The sequence below is a fragment of the Frankia sp. CpI1-P genome (assembly GCF_001421075.1).
Taxonomy (GTDB): Bacteria; Actinomycetota; Actinomycetes; order Frankiales; family Frankiaceae; genus Frankia; species Frankia torreyi.
In genome coordinates this window covers 128501-145545 of record NZ_LJJX01000015.1, presented here as the reverse complement: position 1 = coordinate 145545, position 17045 = coordinate 128501, and the positions used below count along the sequence as shown (strand labels likewise).

Below are 17045 nucleotides of genomic sequence, written 5' to 3'. Positions count from 1 at the left end.
TTCGCCGCCGCCTACGGGGCGAAGTTCCCCAAGGCCGTCGCGAAGGTCATCGACGATCTGGACGTGCTGCTGGCGTTCTACGACTACCCCGCCGAACACTGGGTGCACCTGCGGACCACGAACCCGATCGAGTCCACGTTCGCGACCGTGCGCCACCGCGCCCGCGTCACCAAGGGACCGGGATCACGAGCCGCCGGGCTGGCGATGGCGTTCANGCTCATCGAGGCCGCCCAGGCCCGCTGGNGNGCGGTCAACGCACCCCACCTCGTCGCCCTCGTCCGCGCCGGCGCCGTCTTCGAAGCCGGCCAGCTCGTCGAACGACCCNCCACCACACCCGTCAACCAAGCCGCCTAACGATCACCATCCACAGGTCTTGACAATTCCTCGTTATGTCAGCCTGTCGGTAAGGTTTCGCAAGACGGCGCCCGTGTGGGTGAGGTGTTCACCAGCCCGCCCTCAGGGCTTGTAGGCGACTGCGCCGTAGATGCTCACCTGGGCGTCGGTCAGCTCCGACAGCGGGATGGCCTTCACTCGGGCGGCCGGGTCTGTCGCGGTCGCGCCGTCGCCGGCCGGGTCCGTCTCGGCCGGGGCGGCGAGCTCGGGCCGCCAGCGGTGGACGACCTGCAGTCCGGGCTCGACGAGATCCAGGCCGTCGAAGAACCGCTCGACCTCGGCTCGGGTGCGCAGGTGCATGGGGACGCCGCTGGCCAGGTAGGCCCGCTCGACCTCGCGCATCGCCGGGTCGAAGTCGGCGGTCAGGTGGGTCAGCGAGACGTAGCTGCCCGACGGGAGCAGGTCGACGAGGTGACGCATGATCCCGTACGGGTCGTCGCCGTCCGGGATGAAATGGAAGATCGCGATGAGTGACAGCGCGACCGGCCTGGTCAGGTCGAGGGTCTCGTGCAGCTCGGGGGCGGTGAGGATGCGGCGGGTGTCCCGCAGGTCCGCGTCGATGTAGGCGGTGCGTCCCTGCGGGGTGCTGGCCAGCAGGGCGCGGGCGTGGGCGAGCACGATCGGGTCGTTGTCGGTGTAGACGATCCGCGCGTCCGGGGCGACGCCCTGGGCGACCTCGTGCAGGTTCGGCGAGGTCGGGATGCCCGTGCCGATGTCGAGGAACTGGCGTACCCCGAGCTCGGCGGCCAGGTAGCGGGTCGTCCGGGTCATGAACAGGCGGTTCTGCCGGACCACGATCCGGGAGTTCGGAAACACGTCGAGGACCTGTTCCGCGGTCTTCCGGTCGGCGGGGAAGTTGTCCTTGCCGCCGAGGAAGTAGTCGTACATGCGGGCCGGATGCGGCACGTCGACCTTCAGGTCGAAGCCGGCGCCCTCCGGCGCGTTGTGCCCTTCGTCTTGGCGGATTGTCACGGAACCACCATAGTGGGTGACTGCGCGCCTGCGGTGCGGGATCGGGCGTATCCGGCACGTAGCTCGCCCCGTATGGGTGCCCCGGCGGCGACGTCATCGATCGACGAGCCGGGTGCGGCGGCCGCGCCGTCAGGCCCGGATCGCGTCCGCCGACACCGGTGACGGCGCGAGCAGTCCTCGGTGTCGCAGCAGGGGCAGGACGCCCTCGGCGAACCAGTACGCCTCCTCCAGATGCGGGTGGCCGGAGAGGATGACGTGCTCGATGCCGAGATCGTGGTACTCGGCGATGCGGTCCGCGACCTCGGCGTGGCTGCCGACGAGCGCGGTACCGGCGCCGCCGCGGACGAGGCCGAAACCCGCCCAGAGGTTCGGGGAGATCTCCAGCGCGTCTAGGCTGCCGCGGTGCAGGGCCGCCATCCGTTGCTGCCCGACCGACTCGGTTCTGGCGAAACGTCGCTGCGCCGCGGCGATCGCCGCCGGATCGAGCTGGGCGAGCAGCTCGTCGGCGACCGCCCAGGCGGCGCCGGCGGTGTCCCGGGTGATGACGTGCAGCCGGATGCCGAACTGCAGCTCGCGATCCTGATCCTTGGCCAGTGCCCGCATCCGGTCGAGCCGTTCGGCGACGGCGGCCGGCGGCTCGCCCCACAGCAGGTAGACGTCGGCCTGCCGGGCGGCGACGAGTTCGGCTGCGGGGGAGGCGCCGCCGAAGAAGATCGGTGGCGTCGGATCGGGACGCTCGCGGACGGTGGCACCCCGCACCGCGTAGTGCTCGCCGTCGTAGTTGACCGGCCGGCCCGTCCACACCCCCCGGACGACCTGCAGGAACTCCTCGGTGCGCCGGTAGCGGGCGTCGTGGTTCAGCCAGTCGCCGAAGCGCTGCTGCTCGTCGGCGTCGCCGCCGGTGACCACGTTGAGCAGGAGCCGTCCGCCGGAGATGCGCTGATAGGTCGCCGCCATCTGCGCGGCGAGGGTGGGGCTGAGGAAACCGGGCCGGAACGCCACCAGGAAACGCAGCCGCGTGGTCTCGCGCAGCAGGGCCGCGGTGGTGAGCCAGGCATCCTCACACCAGGTGCCGGTCGGGGTGAGCACGGCCTCGTAGCCGAGATGCTCGGCCGCGGCGGCGATCTGGGCGAGGTAGCCGATGCTCGGCGGCCGCTGGGCGGCGGGCTGCAGGTGGGGGGTTTCCTTGGCGCTCACCGCGGCGGCGTCGAGGTTGCGGCTGTCCCCCGAGGTGGGCAGGAACCAGTGGGCGTGCACGCTCACGCGAGTCTCCCGGATGGCCGGAGGGCGAGGGGCGGGCGAGGGACGGATCGGAGGCCTGAGCCTCGAATCGACGGTGCGTCCGGACCGGTGGACGCGTGGTCCGGGATTCTGCCGGCGAATCAGCCGCCCGAGGGGCCGGCCGCGGCACCGATCAGCGGGACACCGGGCAGTGCGGGGCGCAACACAGCGCACTCGCCACCCGGGCGAAATCCACGTGCAGGCGGCAGACCAGGGTGGGATCTCCGCGCATGGCCCAACGGTAAGCCCCTGCCGGGGTCCAGTCCATTGCCGCGCACGGTGAAACGCCGCACCCGGTGAGTCGCCGCCCCCGGTGAGTCGCCGCTTCCGTGGGCACGAAAGCGATCCGGACAGCCAGACCGNCTCAGGGGCGGCGGCGCTCAGGGACGCAGCAGCACCTTGATCGCCCGGCGTTCGTCCATCGCCCNATAGCCCTCGGCGACCTCGTCCAACGGCAGTTCCAGATCGAAGATCCGCCCCGGCCGCACCCGGCCGGCGAGCACGTCGTCGAGCAGCTCGGGCAGGTAGGCACGCACCGGCGCGACCCCGCCCGCCAGCCGCACGTTCTTCATGAACAACAGGCCCAGCGGCAGGTTGCCNAGCGGGGCGCCGACACAGCCCAGCCGTCCACCGGGGTGGGCGACCGCGGCGGCCTGCTCCAGCGACTCCTGTGAACCGACGCACTCCAGAACGGCGTCGGCTCCATCGCCGAGCAGCTCGGCCACCTGCGCGATGCCCTCCGCTCCACGACCGGCGACGATGTCGGTGGCACCGAACTCGGCCGCCAGCTTCTGCCGGCTCGGCGTCCGCGACATCGCGACGACGCGCTCCGCTCCGAGGCGGCGGGCGGCGAGCACCGCGCACAGGCCCACGGCGCCGTCGCCGACGACCACGACGGTGGAGCCCGGACCCACCCCCGCGCTGACCGCGGCGTGATGACCGGTGCCCATCACATCGGACAGCGCCAGGACGTCGGGCAGCAACGCGTCGGGCAGCTCGGTGCCGACCCGCACCAGGGTCCCGTCGGCCAAGGGTGCCCGGATCCAGTCGCCCTGGCAGGCGTCGGAGCGGGCACCGGACCGGTCGTCGGTTCCCCAGACCGAGCCGTTCTCGCACGAGGTCTGCAGGCCGGCGCGGCAGTACCGGCAGGTGCCGCAGCTGATCAGGAAGGGGGCGACGACCACGTCGCCGGGCCGCACGGTCGTGACCTCGTCGCCGATGTCCTCGACGACGCCGACGAACTCGTGCCCGACCCGCTTGGGGAACGCGGTCGGCACCTTCCCCCGGTAGGGATGCAGGTCGGAGCCGCAGATGCAGCTCGCGGTCACGCGCACCACCGCGTCGGTGGGGCGCTGGACGACCGGGTCGGGAGACTCCCGTAGCGCGATCTTCCCGACGTCCTCCAGCAGGGTCGCTCGCACAGTCCCATGCCTCCCTGACGCATCGTCCCGGCGGTTGCCCACCGCGGTGCGATCCGACCGTGGCCCGNCCGGAACCGTACCTGTCACCAGACGCTATCCGATCCGGGATGATCGGGGCGCCGGGGTGGTCGCCCCGGCCGGTCGCTATCGTCCGTCCCATGCCCGATGTCGGTGCCGAGTCCGCGGCGGGGGCGGGGCCCGTCGAGGAGGCCCTGGCGGCCGCGCAGGCCCTGCTGCGCCGCAATCCCTACGGCTTCCTGACCACTGTGGGCGCCGCGGCTCGCCGCGACGCGTCCGGCCGGGTCACCCACGACCAGGCCGCCCGCGACCAGGCCACTCCCCACGCCCGGCTCGTCCAGCATCTCGCCGTGACCGACGACCTCACCGTGTGGATCGGCACCAGCCCGCGCTCCCGCAAGGTCGCCGACATCGCCGCGAACCCCGAGAGCCGGGTGGCGTACGCGGTCGAGGACCGGGCGGCGTTGGCGTACCTGAGCGTCTCGGCGACCGTCAGCGTGGTCGACGACGAGCGCGAGCGCGCCGCGAAGTGGGAGGACGGTCTGGCCGCCTTCTTCCCCGCCGGCCCGCTCGGGGACGACTTCGTGCTGCTGAGGCTCGACCCCCTGCGGCTGGAGCTGATGGACTTCACCCGCCGCCTGCACCCGGATCCGTTCGGCCTCGTTCCCGTCGTCGTCGAGCGCCGTGCCGGAATCTGGACGCCGACGCCGCCCGACCGCGCCCCCTGACTCCGACCGGGGCGCTGTCGACAATGCGGCTACCCGGCTCGGAACGCCTCGACGCAGGTCACGCCTGCCGGGCCGGCTGACGCCTCGTGGCGCGTCCCGGCCGGCAGGTCGAGGCGGTCGCCCGGAGCCATCGGCCACCGCTCGTCGCCGCCGAAGAACGTGATCTCCCCGGCCACGCACACGAGGATCTTGTGTTCCGGGTGGGCATGCGCGGCGAACCAGGCGTCGGGGCCGGCGGACCAGCGCTGCGGGTCGAGGCCCTGACCGCGCAGCACCGTCTCCGCCTCCGCGGGCACCACCACACCGTTCGACACGATCACGGGAGCCGGCCGCACCATGCCTGAACGGTAGTACCGCAGGGGCGCGTCCTGCCACGCGGCGACCTCGTCGGACGGGTGCCGGCCGTCCCGTCCGTCACCGGGTCGAATCGGGCCCGTCGCTGGTCCGTTCCAGGGCGGCCAGGTAGTCCGAGGTGGCGAATCGGAACGGCCCGAGAGCAGGAAGATCCCAGGACCGATGGCCGTTGCGGAAATGCTGCCAACCGACCGTCTCGGGGGTCAGCACAATGTCGGCGGTCAGCGGCCAGCAACCCGGGTCTCCGCAGCGACAGCCCATCCACGGCTCGACGGCGGTGTCCGTGCCAGTCGGGAACGCCGCGGGTTTGATGTGGAACTCGACTGTGTCCACCGGACAAAGATATCCGGCGCGTCGGATTGACGTGAACCGGACTTCATCGTGAAGGCTGAACACGACGAGGACTGGCTCGGCTGGCGGTCATCGCGGATCCNGCGGCGCGTCAGGTGGCGATGGTCGCCGAGCGTGATGCCGGATGCGGGATCGGGGCGGACCGACAGGATGGATCAGTCCGTGCATCGCGAGGAGGCTGAAGGCGAATGACGATTCTGGTGACGGGTGGGCGCGGGTCGGTCGCCCGTGCGCTGATCGACGAACTGCTGGCCGTGGACGCACCGGTGCGGGTGGTGAGCCGGGATCCGGCCCGGGCGGACGTGCCGGCGGGGGTGCAGGTCGCAGCGGCCGACCTGGCCCGGCCGGAGTCGATCCCGGCGGTGCTCGACGGCGTCACCGCCGTGTTCCTCTACGCGGAACCGGCGGGCATCGACGGTTTTCTCGACGCCGCCGCAGCGGCGAAGGTCGAACGGATCGTGCTGCTGTCCTCGCTGTCGGCCGAGGATCCCGACACCTCGACCCCGATCGCCCGCCGTCACGTGGTCGTGGAGGAGGCGATCGCGGCGTCCGGGCTGGCGTGGACCTTCGTCCGGCCCGGAGCGTTCGCCACGAACGCGCTGGGCTGGGCGCCATCGATCCGGGCCGAGGGCGTGGTGCGCGGTGCCTACCCCGAGTCCCACTCCGCGCCGATCCACGAGCGGGACATGGCCGCGGTGGCCGCCCGCGCGCTGCTCGAACCCGGCCACGAGGGGAAGCGCTACGCCCTCACCGGCCCGGAGTCGTTGACGGCGCGCGAGCAGGTCGAGCTGATCGGTGCGGCGATCGGCCGCCCCCTGCGCTTCGAGGCCCTTTCGCTCGACCAGGCACGGGCTCAGCTACAGGCGCAGCTGGGCCCCTCCGCCTGGCCCGGGATCGCCGACACGCTGCTGNGGTACCAGGCGGACAGCGACGGCAGGCCGGTCGCGGTGTCGGACACCGTCGGTGCGGTGACGGGCCGGCCGGCGCGTACCTTCGCCACCTGGGCCGCGGACCACGCGCCGGCCTTTCGTTCCGGGCAATAACCATGCCGCACAGCCGGATTGCGCGGGCTCAGGCGGGAAACGACCTGTGCTGTGTTCGACCAACTTGTGGACGCGATGTCCGGTGCCTGGTGGACCTATCTGCTGGTCTGGGGGATCTGCCTGCTCGACGCGGTCCTGCCGGTCGTCCCCAGTGAGACGATGGTCATCACCGGCGGGGTGCTCGCGAGTTCCGGCGACCTCAACCTCATACTGATCATGATTGTCGGGGCCGTCGGGGCGTTCGCGGGCGACAACCTTGCCTACGGCCTGGGGCGCCTGTTCGGTGAGCGCGTCGCCCGCCTGGTCGTCCGGGGACCACGCGGGGAACGGACGCTCGACTGGGCCCGGCGAACCCTAGATCGCCGCGGCGTCACCCTGATCATCGCTGCCAGGTTCGTGCCGGGCGGCCGGACCGCCACCACCCTGGTGGCGGGCACCACGCACTTCGACTATCGGCGGTTCGTGCCGGCGGCCGCCGCCGGCGCCGTCGGTTGGAGCGGCTACAACGCGTTGCTCGGTTTCGTGGGCGGGTCCACCTTCACCGACGCGCCGTGGAAGGGCTTCCTGCTCGCGTTCGGGCTGGCGGGGACGGTCACCGTGGCGATTGAGGGCGGCCGGTGGGTGTGGTCGCGGCGGCATCCCCAGCCGACCCAGCATCCCCAGCCGACCCGGCATGCCCAGGAGGACCGGGCGGCGGGCGACGGCGGGCTGGGCGACGGCGGGCTGGGCGACGGCGGGATGGACGAGCGCGGGGCGGACGAGCGCGGGCGGACGACCGCGGCGCGGTAGGTCAGCCGGCAAGCACGGCGGAGATGCGCGCCCCGGTGGGTCCGTCCAGATCCGACACCGGGATCCACCGGTGGTCGGTGACCTCGTCGAGGCGCAGGTCCACCGTGCCCGGACCCGTGGACCGCAGAATCTGGAAAATGAACCGGAAATCGTAGTGAGTGTGTTCCGGCTCGCCCTTCTCCGGATTCTCGGGAATCGCGTGGACGTCAATGTCGACCGGGAGATCCCGCAGGGGCCGGACGGCCGAGGGGAGAACGCCGGTCTCCTCGGCGAGCTCCCGCAGGGCGGTGGCCGCGAGGGTGGCGTCGGCGTCGTCGACGTGCCCGCCGGGGAAAAGCCAGCGATCGAGGCTACGGTGGCGGACCTGCAGGACGCGAAAGGTCGTGTCCACGGCGACCGCCCCGCAGGTCACGTGGCCTGGCAGGGTGGTGCGGGCGGTGACCGGCGCCGCGGTGGTCGCCAGGTCGAGCAGCGGGATCAGCCCCTCGGCCTCCGCCGGGTACGCGACCAGATAGTCCCGAACCACGGAGATCACCCGATCATTCAATCTGTAATCCTCATTCATCATCAGTACTCATCATCGGTACTCGTCGTCGGCGCGTGGGCGGGGCGGCCGGTCGGGCGGCCCGCGAATCCCACGGCCTCATGATGGCACGGGCTGCGCCATTCCCCGGCGCGGCCGCCGGGCACGCCGCGTTGACGGCCGGGCAACGGGTCGGCGATCGGTCCCGGACATCGCACCGGGTGAGGCGCTCGGGGTGAGGCGCTTGAGAACGAGCGCGTGGGGAGAGATGCCGGGCAGAGGCGTGGTCTCCGTCGTCGCGGGTCGAGGCCCTCAGCGGCCGGCGGGGCCGCCGGCCGCTGAGGGCCGGGCCCGGACGTGCATCCGCTCGCCCTGCGGACCGAACAGGCTGAGCAGCTCGAGCGGAGCGGGGTCCGGATTGCCGAACCAGTGCGGCGTGCGGGTGTCGAACTCCGCCGCCTCGCCCGGCCCGAGGACCAGGTCGTGTTCGCCGAGCACCAGCCGCAGCCGCCCGGACAGCACGTACAGCCACTCGTAACCCTCGTGCACCCGTTGGTCGGGCGGGCACGTCGGGGTGCACGGCGGATAGATCATCTTGTAGGCCCGGGGGCCGCCCGGGCGGCGCGTCATCGGCAGGAAGACGACGCCGTCGCGGACCGTCGGCCGCGGGTGGATCCGGGGATCTCCGGTCGCCGGGGCGTCGACCAGCTCGTCGAGGGTCACCTGGTGCGCCCGGGCGAGCGGGAGCAGCAGCTCCAGGGTCGCCCGCCGCCCGCCGGACTCCAGCCGCGACAGCGTGCTCACCGAGATCCCGGTTGCGGCGGACAACTGGGCGAGGGTCGTCTGGCGCGCGCGGCGCAGGGCCCGCAGCCGCGGACCCACCCGGTCGAGGACCTCGCGCGCCGGCGGCTGCGGGTCGGTGGCGGTCATGNGGCCCATTTGCCGTGCCGGCAAGCCCTGTTGTCAAGTCCGATCGTTGCCGGCATATCCGATCTTGACGGGCCGGGCCGGGTCGTCGCCGGGCCGAGTCGTCGCCGGGCCGGGTCATCGCCGGGTCGGGTCATCGCCGGGTCGGGCCGGGGCGTGGGTCCGGCTCCGGGCCGCCGGCGGCGGCGGCGAGGGCGCGGGTGGCGAGCTCGGCGTAGAGCGCGGCGCCGTCGGGCAGGACGGTCTCGTCGAAGCGGGCGCGGGGGCTGTGGTTGAACGGCGCGGTGTGCGGGTCGGCGTCCGGGGGGGTCGCGCCGATGGCGACGAAGCTGCCGGGCACCTGCGCGAGTACGCGGGAGAAGTCTTCCGAGCAGGCCAGCGGGTGCGCGAGGTCGGTGTAGCGGCGTTCGCCGAACGTCTCCGCGATGGCGCGGGCGGCGAGTGCCGTCTCGGCCGGGTGGTTCACGGTCGCCGGTCGTTCGGGGACGAACTCNACGTCCGCGGTGAGGCCGTGGCCGTCGGCGATGCCTCGCAGCAGCCGGCGAGCGGCCTGCTCGACCAGTGTGGCGGTGTCGGGGGAGAAGGTGCGCACGGTCGCCTCGAAATACGCCTCGTCGGGGATCACGGTGCGCCGGGTGCCGGCCCGCAGGACGCCGACGGTCAGCACCACCGGGTCGAACACGTCGAACCGACGGGTCACCATCGTCTGCAGGGCGAGGACCATCTCGGCGGTGGCGAGGACGGGGTCGTGGGCGCGGTGCGGCATCGAGCCGTGCCCGCCCTCGCCGCGCACGGTGACGCGCAGCATCGCCGACGCCGAGGTGATCGCGCCCGTCCGGCCGCCGAACTGGCCGTGGGGCAGCGCCGCGGAGAACACGTGCAGCCCGTAGGCCGCCGAGACCCGTCGCCCGGAGGCGTCGAGCACTCCTTCATCGATCATCTGCTGGGCGCCCTCCCAGCCCTCCTCTCCGGGCTGGAACATGAACACGACGTCGCCGGGCAGCCGGTCACGGCGCGCGCTGAGCAGGTGTGCCGCGCCGACCAGCATGGCGGTGTGCAGGTCGTGGCCACAGGCGTGCATCACGCCCTCGACGGTGGAGGCGTGGTCGAACCCGGCGCTCTCCTGCACCGGCAGCGCGTCCATGTCCCCGCGTAGCAGTACCGACGGCGCGCGCCCCGGAACCGTCTGGTAGCCGGTGCCGCGTAGGACGGCGGTCACCGAGCTCGCGCCGCGGCCGGTGGTGACCTCCAGGGGGAGGCCGTCGAGGGCGGCGAGCACCTTGTCCTGCGTCCGCGGCAGATCCAGGCCGATCTCCGGCTCGCGGTGCAGGCGACGTCGCAGGTGCACGAGGTCGTCCGACAGGGAACGCGCGTCGTCGAGCACGGACATGGCTGGTCCTCTCGGTGGGCGGGGAGGGAAAGGACTCGGACGCCGGCGAGGTGCGGCGGTGCCCCTGACTCCAGCCTGTACGCCAGTGTGGTGACCCGCGCCGGACAATGATCCGGCCGGGCACCATCAGCGGACCTACGGTAGCCGGGAGATCAGGCGCCTGCGGAGGCAGACCGACATGCACATNGACAGTAGCGACCACCTCGTGCGCGCCATGCCTGCATATTGCAGGCGTGGCAGCACGAATGCAGTCGTGACCGCGATCACCATTCGTGACGTGCCAGATTCGACTCTCGCGGCGTTGAAGGTCAAGGCCGCCCAGAGCGGGCGGAGCCTGCAGGCCTACCTGCTCGACCTGGTCACCCGTGAGGCACGGACGCCGACCCTGGCGGACATGATGGCCCGCCTCGACCGCGAGACGCAGTCCGACGTCGATACCTCGGACATCCTCGCCGCGATCGACGAGGGCAGAAAGCGCCGTTGAGGGGCGGCGAGATGGCGGTCATCGACTGTTCGGCGTTGGTGCGAACGCTGACAGATCACGGCACGGGCGGCGTTGCCGGGCGCCGCCGGCTCACCGGTGTCGCGTCGCTTCTGGCACCCGGCCTGCTCGACTACGAGATGATTTCAGCACTGTTCGGGATGCGCCGGGGAGGCAAGCTGACCGAGCGGGAGACGGCGAAGGCAGTCGCCGACTATCGGCTTCTGCCGCTGGTGCGGCACGAAACCCTGGTTCTGTGGCGGCGCGTCCGTGAGCTGCATCACAACCTCAGCGCCCACGACGCGCAGTACGTCGCGCTCGCCGAGACACTGGGGCTTCCTCCGATCGCCAGCGACGCCCGAATCGCGCGCGGCGGTGTGGCCACCTGCACGATCGAGGTGTACGCCTGACGTCGTCAGTGGGGCGCAGCCAGCTCGCCGGTTCGCGGCGGAAAGACGAGCCGGTGGCCAGGACGCTGGCATGATGCGGCCTCGATCGGTCCGGTCATCGAGTCATCGCTGTGACGGCGTCTGGCCGTCAGCCTCCACTGCCTGGCGGGCCTGATCGGGCACGGTCTCGTCAGATGCGTGGGCATCAGGTGCGTTCCCGTCGGGTTCGTTCGCGTCGCGTTCGCTGGTAGCCGGTTCGTCGGAGTCGGAGTCGGAGGCGGTCTCGTCGGGTCCGTTCGGGACGCCGGCGGCGCGCAGCACCAGGGTGCCGAACAGGGCGACGGCGAGGTTGAGCGCGAACGCCGTCACCGCGATGTAGCCGGCGTGGCCGAGCCCCGGCACGGTCGCCAGCGACCCGCCGAAGTGGCGGGCGGCCGCGCTGTGCTGCGCGTACGCCTCCGCGGTGCCGTAGCACATGCCCACCAGCCAGCCGGCGAGCAGCGCTCGCCGGTGCAGTCGAGGCCGCCACAGGGCGAGGACGACCGCCGGGAACGTCTGCAGGATCCAGACCCCGCCGAGCAACTGCAGATTGATCGAGTTCTGGGTGTCCAGATCGAGGACGAACAGCAGCGCCCCGGCCTTCACCAGCAGCGACGCGACCTTCGACACGGCGGTCTGCTCGGCCGCCGTCGCGCCCGGCCGCAGGTGCCCGACGTAGATGGTGCGGGTGAACAGGTTCGCCGCCGCAATCGACATGATCGCGGCGGGAACCAGTGCGCCGATCGCGACCGCGGCGAACGCGACGCCGGTGAACCACGCCGGGAACTCCCGCTCGAACAGCAGCGGCACCGCCAGCCGCGGGTTCGTGGTGTGCACCCCGGCGGCGATCGCCACGTAGCCGAGCAGCGCGAGGAAGGCCAGCAGCAGCGAGTACAGCGGCAGGACGGCGGTGTTGCGGCGGATGACCTCCCGGCCGCGGGTCGCCAGCACGCCGGTGATCGCGTGCGGATACAGGAACAGCGCCATCGCCGAGCCGAGCGCGAGGGTGCCGTAGGCGAGGAAGTCCTTCGGCCCGGGGATGAACACGGCCGTCGCCGGGCGACCCGACCCGGCCGCGACGGCGTTCGCCGCGTCGAACTTCCGCTCGGCCGCGTCGAAGATCGCGCTGAAGCCGCCGAGCCGGTGCGGGAGGACGACGACGGCGACCAGTACGACGGCGTAGATGAGCAGGTCCTTGGCGAACGCGATGAGGGCCGGCGCCCGCAGCCCGGCGGTGTAGGTGCAGACGGCGAGGATGCCGAACGCCACGATGATCGGCAGGTCTCGGACGATCGGGTTGCCGCTGTTCGTCCCGACGCCCATCNCCTCCAGCACCGCCTGCATGCCGACGAGCTGCAGGGCGATGTAGGGCATGGTCGCGACGATGCCGGTGACGGCGACCGCGAGGGCCAGCGCACGCGAGCCGTACCGGCCGCGGACGAGGTCGGNCGGGGTGACGTAGCCGTGCCGGTGCGACACCGTCCACAGCCGCGGCATCAGGACGAAGACCATCGGCCAGACGATGGTGGTGTAGGCGACGGCGAACCAGCCGGACACGGCGCCCGCCGCGTACATCGCGCCGGGCACGGCGACGAACGTGTACGCGGTGAAGATGTCGCCGCCGATGAGGAACCAGGCGACGAACGAGCCGAATCCGCGCCCGCCGAGCCCCCACTCGTCGAGGCTGGCCAGCGGTCCGGGCTCGGTGCGCCGCCAGCGGACCGCGCCGAACCCGAGGATGGCCACCGCGGCGAACAGGACGGTGAACACCGCGAACTCCACCCCGTGGAAGGGGGTGTGAAGCGGCTGCGCGGCGAGCGGAGCACCGCCGGTCGGCGCCAGCCTGGCGCCGCCCCGCGTCACCGGTCCTCCCGGCCGCCGGCGGCGTCCCGTCGAGCCTGATTGGCCTGATTGGCCTGGGCGCCCGCCGCGGCGGGGGGCCGAGTGGCTCGGCCCAGCAGCCACGTGCAGCCGGCCATCCCGGTGGCGCCGAGCAGGAGCCACAGCAGCGTGTACCAGTAGAAGAACGGGAATCCCCACAGCCGCGGCCCGCGCCGCGCGTAGGTGCCGACCAGCAGCAGGGCGACGACCTGCACCGCGAGCACGGCCGCGGCGACGGTCCGTGCGACGAGCCCGCCGGCCCGGTTTGTCCCGCCCACTCCGATTGCCCCGCCCGGCGCCGGCTCGCGGTCCGCCCGGGCGGGCGGCTGCCCCGAACGACGGGCGGCCTGGGGTCGGCGGGCGGCCCGGGATCGGCGGGGGCGTCCGCCGGGATCGGCTGCGCCACGGGCATGCGTCATCCGGCGTCACTCCTGAAGAGAGATTGCGCAGGGGAGTTAGATGACGACTTTAAGTGAGATTCTTGCGGGGTGGAGGGGAGGCGGCCGTAGGGAGTGTGGCCTTCGTGGGGTACTGCACAGGGCGAACGGGGGAGAGTTCCCGTCCCGATCGGATCCCGATCAGTTCGACGCTGTGCTGGCGACGGCCGCGGTGGTCGCGGCGGCGGCCGCCGCCTGTTGCGCCTCCTGGATGACCTTCCGGACGATCGGCGCGACCGGCGTCTGCTCGGTCGCCGCGGCGATGCGGGCCTTGGCGTGGCGGCGGTCGGCGCGCTGCGGAGCGACCACCTCCAGCAGGCGGGACGGCCCGGACAGAGCGAGCACGGTGCCCGTGCGCGGGTCCAGCGGCCCGTCGCCGACCGCGGCCGCCTGCACCCGCTTCACGACCTCGTCGCGCACCTCGCCGCGCAGCACGGGGTGGTGAGTGATCCGCACCACCAGGACCCGGTCACGCCGGCGCCCGAGCACCCCGGTGTCGACGAGCCCGTCGACGACCCGGGACCAGACTCCGCCGACCGCCCCGTCCAGGCGACGGAACTGGTCGGCCGCCCGCCGCCCGCGGACCGTGCCGAGCGCCGCGTGGACGTCGGCGAGCAGCGGGTGCGCGGGACGGGCACCGATCGGCGCGAGCCGCCGACCGTCCTCCGTGACCAGCCCCGCGAGCCCCAGCTCGGCGACGAGCGCGCCGCACAGCGCCACGCCCAGCGGCTGGCGGGAGGAGTTCACCGGAGTCCCGCGGTCCGGGTCGAGCGCGAGTAGCAGCAGGTCCTCGGCGAGCAGCACGNCCGTCGTCCCCCTCCAGGATCAAGCCTCTCCGGGATCGAACCCCAGATCGAACGAGGTGGGATCGAGGTCCCACTCCGCAGGCGAGGATCATGCCCTCGCTGTCGTGAGCGCAATCATCCGTCGCCCGGCCGACAACCGAACCGTTCCGGCTGCACCCGAGTCGGGCGTTAGAGCCAGCCGGACTCCTCGGCGGCGCGCAGGGCCTCCATCCGGTTGCGGGTGCCGGTCTTCGCGATCACGGACGACAGGTAGTTGCGCACGGTGCCCTCGGAGAGGAACAGCCGCCTGGCGATGTCGGCGACGGTCGCGCCGTCGCGGGCCGCGACGAGGACGTCCCGCTCCCGGCCGGTGAGCGGGCTCGCCCCGCCGGCGAGGGTGGCGGCGGCGAGGGTCGGGTCGACGACCCGCTCCCCGCGGGCGACCCGTCGGATCGCGGCGGCGAGGGCCTCGGCGGGCGCGTCCTTGACGACGAAGCCGAGCGCGCCGGCCTCCATCGCCCGGCGCAGGTAGCCGGTGCGGCCGAAGGTGGTCACGATCAGGACCTGGGTCGCCGGCGCGGTGGCGCGCACCGCCGCCGCGGCGGCCAGGCCGTCGATGCCGGGCATCTCGACGTCCATCAGCACGACGTCCGGGCGCAGCGCGCCGACCTCGGCGACCACCTCGTCGCCGCGGCCGACCTGGCCGACGACCTCGATGTCGTCCTCCAGGGAGAGCAGCGCGGCGAGCGCGCCGCGGACGAGATGCTGGTCGTCGGCCAGCAGCACCCTGATCATCGGCGTGCCGTCGCCGTCGGGTCCGTAGGGCCGCCGATCGCCTGCGTGACCTGGAGGTTCGGGGGAGCCGCGGGGGCCGGTGGCGCGACGACGACCCGCAGCCGGAAGCCGGGCGTGGGGCCGATCGCCCCGGACGCGAGGTCGGTCGCGGTCGCGGGCCCGGTTTCGAGCCGGCCCCTCGCCGCCGCGACCCGCTCGGAGAGCCCCGCGAGGCCCGCGCCCCCGCCAGGACCTGCGCCGACGCCAGGGCCCGCGCCGACGGCAGAAATCGCCGCGTCGCCATGGCCTGCGGCGTCGGCGGGGCCGATGCCGTCGTCGACCACCTCGATGCTGCGGTCGTCGACGGTGACGCGCAGGTGCTTCGCGCCGCTGTGGCGCACCGCGTTGGTCACGCCCTCGCGCACCACCCAACCGAACAGCTCCCGCAGGCCCCCGGGCACCTCGTCGACGGACGCGGGCAGCTCGGCCCGGATGCCCGCCGCAGCGAGCACCTGACGGGCCGCGGCGAGCTCGGTGACCAGGCTCACCTCCCGGTAGCCGGCGACGGTGGCCCGCACGTCGGCCAGGCCCTGCCGGCCGAGCGCGGCGACCTCGGCCATTTCGCCGGCTGCGCGCGCCGGGTCCCGGGCCGCGAGCTTTGAGGCGAGCTCCGCCTTCACCGTGATCGTGGTGAGTGCGTGGCCGAGCAGGTCGTGCAGGTCGCGGGCGATCCGCAGCCGCTCCTGTTCCTTGGCCAGCCGTTCGATCTCCCGATGGGCGCGGGACAGCTCGACCTGGTTCCGCGCGCCGGCCCGGACCCCGAACACGATCAGCGCGGCGAACAGCACCGGTCCGGACAGCGACCACAGCGCGCCGCGCGTCTGCCACCACGCGATGTGCTCGGGCAGCCAGGTGNCCACGGTCGCGATCACGAGGACCAGCGGAAGGGACACGACCGGGCGCAGCAGNAGGACCAGGGCGACGGCCAGGTAGGCCGTCATCACCAGACCACCGCCGCCNACGACCGGCAGATACACGATGATGCAGGCCGTCATGGCGGCCAGCACCGGCACCCGCAGTTCCCGCCGGCCGCGGAAGGCGACCAGCGGGACCACCCACAGGTAGAGCAGGCTGAACGCGGCGAGCACGGCGAAACCGATCACGATGATGCCGGCGCCGTCGTGCAGGGCGAACATGTCCGAGACGGCGTAGCCGAGATAGATCAGGAACACGCCGGCGACCCGGCGCCAGCGCCAGGGGTCCATGCCGATGCGGCCCCGCTGATCCGGCGGCCCCGGCTGTGGCAGCGCCGGCTGCAACAGCCAGCGGCGCAGCGCCCCAGCCGTGGCCGCCCGGCCCGCGGCCGAGCCGGACAACCCGGCCGTCGTCCTCACCCCCCGACCCGCCCGGTCCCGGTCCCCACGGCCCGCACGGCCCGCACGGTCCGCTCAGGCTGCTTGGCCTGTTNGGTCCGCTCAGGCTGCTCGGTCCGCCGGAGGATGACGAGTTGCTGGGTCGCCCGGGTCATCGCGACGTAGCGGTCGACCGCTCCTTCGATGCCGTCGCCGAACGCCTCCGGGTCGACGAGGATGACCAGGTCGAACTCGAGCCCCTTCGACAGCTCTGGGGTCAGTGACCGGACGCGGGGCGTCGCCGGGATCGCCGCACCGTCGTCGCCGACGCTGATGACGCAGGCGATCCCGTCGGCCTGCGCGGCGAGCCAGGTGTCGAGGATCGAGCCCAGCTCGGCGACGGATCCGTACACGACGGGGACGCCGCTGCTGCGGATGGAGGTCGGCACGTTGGCATCCGGGAGCGCGGCCCGGATGACCGGCTCGGCCTGCGCCATGACCTCCGCCGGCGTCCGGTAGTTGATGCTCAGGGGGGCCAGCGTGATCCGGTCGAGCCCGATCCGCTTGAGCCGCTCCTGCCACGACTCGGTGAACCCGTGCCTGGCCTGGGCCCGGTCCCCGACGATGGTGAAGCTCCGCGACGGGCAGCGCAGCAGCAGCATCTGCCACTGCGCGTCGGTCAGTTCCTGGGCCTCGTCCACGACGACGTGCGCGAAC

Annotated in this window: 16 protein-coding genes and 8 pseudogenes; 6 read left to right on the top strand and 18 right to left on the bottom strand. The window is 72.9% G+C overall.

The window, feature by feature from the left end; all coding sequences use genetic code 11:
• Positions 1-214: pseudogene (locus tag FF86_RS47240) on the top strand (transposase); the annotation flags it as partial.
• A gap of 242 nt (positions 215-456) precedes the next feature.
• Here the strand turns inward: FF86_RS47240 and FF86_RS12800 are convergent.
• The 4 genes and pseudogenes from FF86_RS12800 to FF86_RS12790 form a co-directional block, all read right to left on the bottom strand.
• Positions 457-1365, bottom strand: coding sequence for an SAM-dependent methyltransferase (locus tag FF86_RS12800; RefSeq protein ID WP_044884794.1), 909 nt, complete (start codon positions 1363-1365; stop codon positions 457-459).
• Between the two features lie 129 nt (positions 1366-1494).
• Positions 1495-2628, bottom strand: a complete 1134-nt coding sequence (locus FF86_RS12795; protein WP_044884795.1) for an LLM class flavin-dependent oxidoreductase — start codon at positions 2626-2628, stop codon at positions 1495-1497.
• Positions 2629-3074: 446 nt separating this feature from the next.
• Positions 3075-3245 (bottom strand): annotated as a pseudogene (locus tag FF86_RS47235) (IMP dehydrogenase); the annotation flags it as partial.
• A gap of 1 nt (position 3246) precedes the next feature.
• On the bottom strand, positions 3247-4067 hold an 821-nt coding region (locus FF86_RS12790; RefSeq protein WP_396229849.1), incomplete at its 3' end, for an alcohol dehydrogenase catalytic domain-containing protein.
• 158 nt (positions 4068-4225) lie between these two features.
• On the opposite strand from FF86_RS12790, the gene FF86_RS12785 reads away from it, so the two are divergent.
• Positions 4226-4813, top strand: coding sequence for a pyridoxamine 5'-phosphate oxidase family protein (locus FF86_RS12785; RefSeq protein ID WP_044884797.1), 588 nt, complete (start codon positions 4226-4228; stop codon positions 4811-4813).
• Positions 4814-4842: 29 nt separating this feature from the next.
• Here FF86_RS12785 and FF86_RS12780 read toward each other — a convergent pair whose 3' ends face one another.
• Positions 4843-5133, bottom strand: coding sequence for a cupin domain-containing protein (locus FF86_RS12780; protein ID WP_242418657.1), 291 nt, complete (start codon positions 5131-5133; stop codon positions 4843-4845).
• Positions 5134-5227: 94 nt separating this feature from the next.
• Positions 5228-5500, bottom strand: coding sequence for a hypothetical protein (locus tag FF86_RS12775; RefSeq protein WP_052681036.1), 273 nt, complete (start codon positions 5498-5500; stop codon positions 5228-5230).
• Between the two features lie 206 nt (positions 5501-5706).
• Between FF86_RS12775 and FF86_RS66015 the strand changes: the two are divergent.
• A pseudogene (locus tag FF86_RS66015) lies at positions 5707-6429 on the top strand (SDR family oxidoreductase); the annotation flags it as partial.
• A 183-nt stretch (positions 6430-6612) separates the two neighbouring features.
• Positions 6613-7350: a DedA family protein gene (locus FF86_RS12765; RefSeq protein ID WP_236705376.1), complete on the top strand. Its 738-nt coding sequence runs from the start codon at positions 6613-6615 to the stop codon at positions 7348-7350.
• A 1-nt stretch (position 7351) separates the two neighbouring features.
• Here the strand turns inward: FF86_RS12765 and FF86_RS12760 are convergent, their stop codons facing one another.
• The 4 genes and pseudogenes from FF86_RS12760 to FF86_RS12750 all read right to left on the bottom strand — a co-directional run.
• A complete protein-coding gene (locus FF86_RS12760; RefSeq protein WP_242418656.1) occupies positions 7352-7885 on the bottom strand; it encodes an NUDIX hydrolase in 534 nt (177 codons plus the stop codon).
• Between the two features lie 300 nt (positions 7886-8185).
• Positions 8186-8803, bottom strand: coding sequence for a helix-turn-helix domain-containing protein (locus FF86_RS12755; protein ID WP_044884886.1), 618 nt, complete (start codon positions 8801-8803; stop codon positions 8186-8188).
• A 130-nt stretch (positions 8804-8933) separates the two neighbouring features.
• Positions 8934-9293 (bottom strand): annotated as a pseudogene (locus tag FF86_RS47225) (M20/M25/M40 family metallo-hydrolase); the annotation flags it as partial.
• 1 nt (position 9294) lies between these two features.
• On the bottom strand, positions 9295-10190 hold an 896-nt coding region (locus tag FF86_RS12750), incomplete at its 3' end, for a M20 family metallopeptidase (protein ID WP_242418655.1).
• 187 nt (positions 10191-10377) lie between these two features.
• Here FF86_RS12750 and FF86_RS12745 point away from each other — a divergent pair.
• Together FF86_RS12745 and FF86_RS12740 are read left to right on the top strand one after the other, a co-directional pair.
• Positions 10378-10674, top strand: a 297-nt coding sequence (locus FF86_RS12745) for a FitA-like ribbon-helix-helix domain-containing protein (RefSeq protein WP_242418654.1), incomplete at its 5' end; no start/stop codon positions are given.
• Positions 10675-10685: 11 nt separating this feature from the next.
• Positions 10686-11081: a type II toxin-antitoxin system VapC family toxin gene (locus tag FF86_RS12740; protein WP_044884801.1), complete on the top strand. Its 396-nt coding sequence runs from the start codon at positions 10686-10688 to the stop codon at positions 11079-11081.
• Between the two features lie 102 nt (positions 11082-11183).
• Here FF86_RS12740 and FF86_RS12735 read toward each other — a convergent pair.
• The 8 genes and pseudogenes from FF86_RS12735 to FF86_RS63680 all read right to left on the bottom strand — a co-directional run.
• Positions 11184-12423: pseudogene (locus FF86_RS12735) on the bottom strand (sodium:solute symporter); the annotation flags it as partial.
• A 1-nt stretch (position 12424) separates the two neighbouring features.
• Positions 12425-12547: pseudogene (locus FF86_RS47220) on the bottom strand (hypothetical protein); the annotation flags it as partial.
• 1 nt (position 12548) lies between these two features.
• Positions 12549-12941: pseudogene (locus FF86_RS47215) on the bottom strand (sodium:solute symporter); the annotation flags it as partial.
• 17 nt (positions 12942-12958) lie between these two features.
• Positions 12959-13399 carry a DUF3311 domain-containing protein gene (locus FF86_RS12730; RefSeq protein WP_082121809.1) on the bottom strand — a complete coding sequence of 147 codons (441 nt, stop codon included), beginning with the start codon at positions 13397-13399 and terminating at the stop codon, positions 12959-12961.
• 159 nt (positions 13400-13558) lie between these two features.
• Positions 13559-14221, bottom strand: a complete 663-nt coding sequence (locus tag FF86_RS12725; RefSeq protein ID WP_044884803.1) for a GPP34 family phosphoprotein — start codon at positions 14219-14221, stop codon at positions 13559-13561.
• Positions 14222-14391: 170 nt separating this feature from the next.
• The gene (locus FF86_RS12720) at positions 14392-14997 is read right to left on the bottom strand and encodes a response regulator (RefSeq protein WP_044884804.1); all 606 of its coding nucleotides are present in this window, start codon (positions 14995-14997) and stop codon (positions 14392-14394) included.
• Complete coding sequence (locus FF86_RS47210) at positions 14994-15803, bottom strand: sensor histidine kinase (RefSeq protein ID WP_242418666.1); 810 nt, start codon at positions 15801-15803, stop codon at positions 14994-14996. Before FF86_RS47210 ends, FF86_RS12720 begins: the two co-directional genes overlap by 4 nt.
• Before the next feature lie 641 nt (positions 15804-16444).
• Positions 16445-17045 (bottom strand): annotated as a pseudogene (locus FF86_RS63680) (AAA family ATPase); the annotation flags it as partial.

Coding starts and splice junctions, on each gene's coding strand:
- FF86_RS12740 (WP_044884801.1), top strand. CDS start 10,686: ATGGCGGTCATCGACTGTTCGGCGTTGGTGCGAACGCTGACAGATCAC.
- FF86_RS12730 (WP_082121809.1), bottom strand. CDS start 13,399: ATGACGCATGCCCGTGGCGCAGCCGATCCCGGCGGACGCCCCCGCCGA.
- FF86_RS12785 (WP_044884797.1), top strand. CDS start 4,226: ATGCCCGATGTCGGTGCCGAGTCCGCGGCGGGGGCGGGGCCCGTCGAG.
- FF86_RS12755 (WP_044884886.1), bottom strand. CDS start 8,803: ATGACCGCCACCGACCCGCAGCCGCCGGCGCGCGAGGTCCTCGACCGG.
- FF86_RS12720 (WP_044884804.1), bottom strand. CDS start 14,997: ATGATCAGGGTGCTGCTGGCCGACGACCAGCATCTCGTCCGCGGCGCG.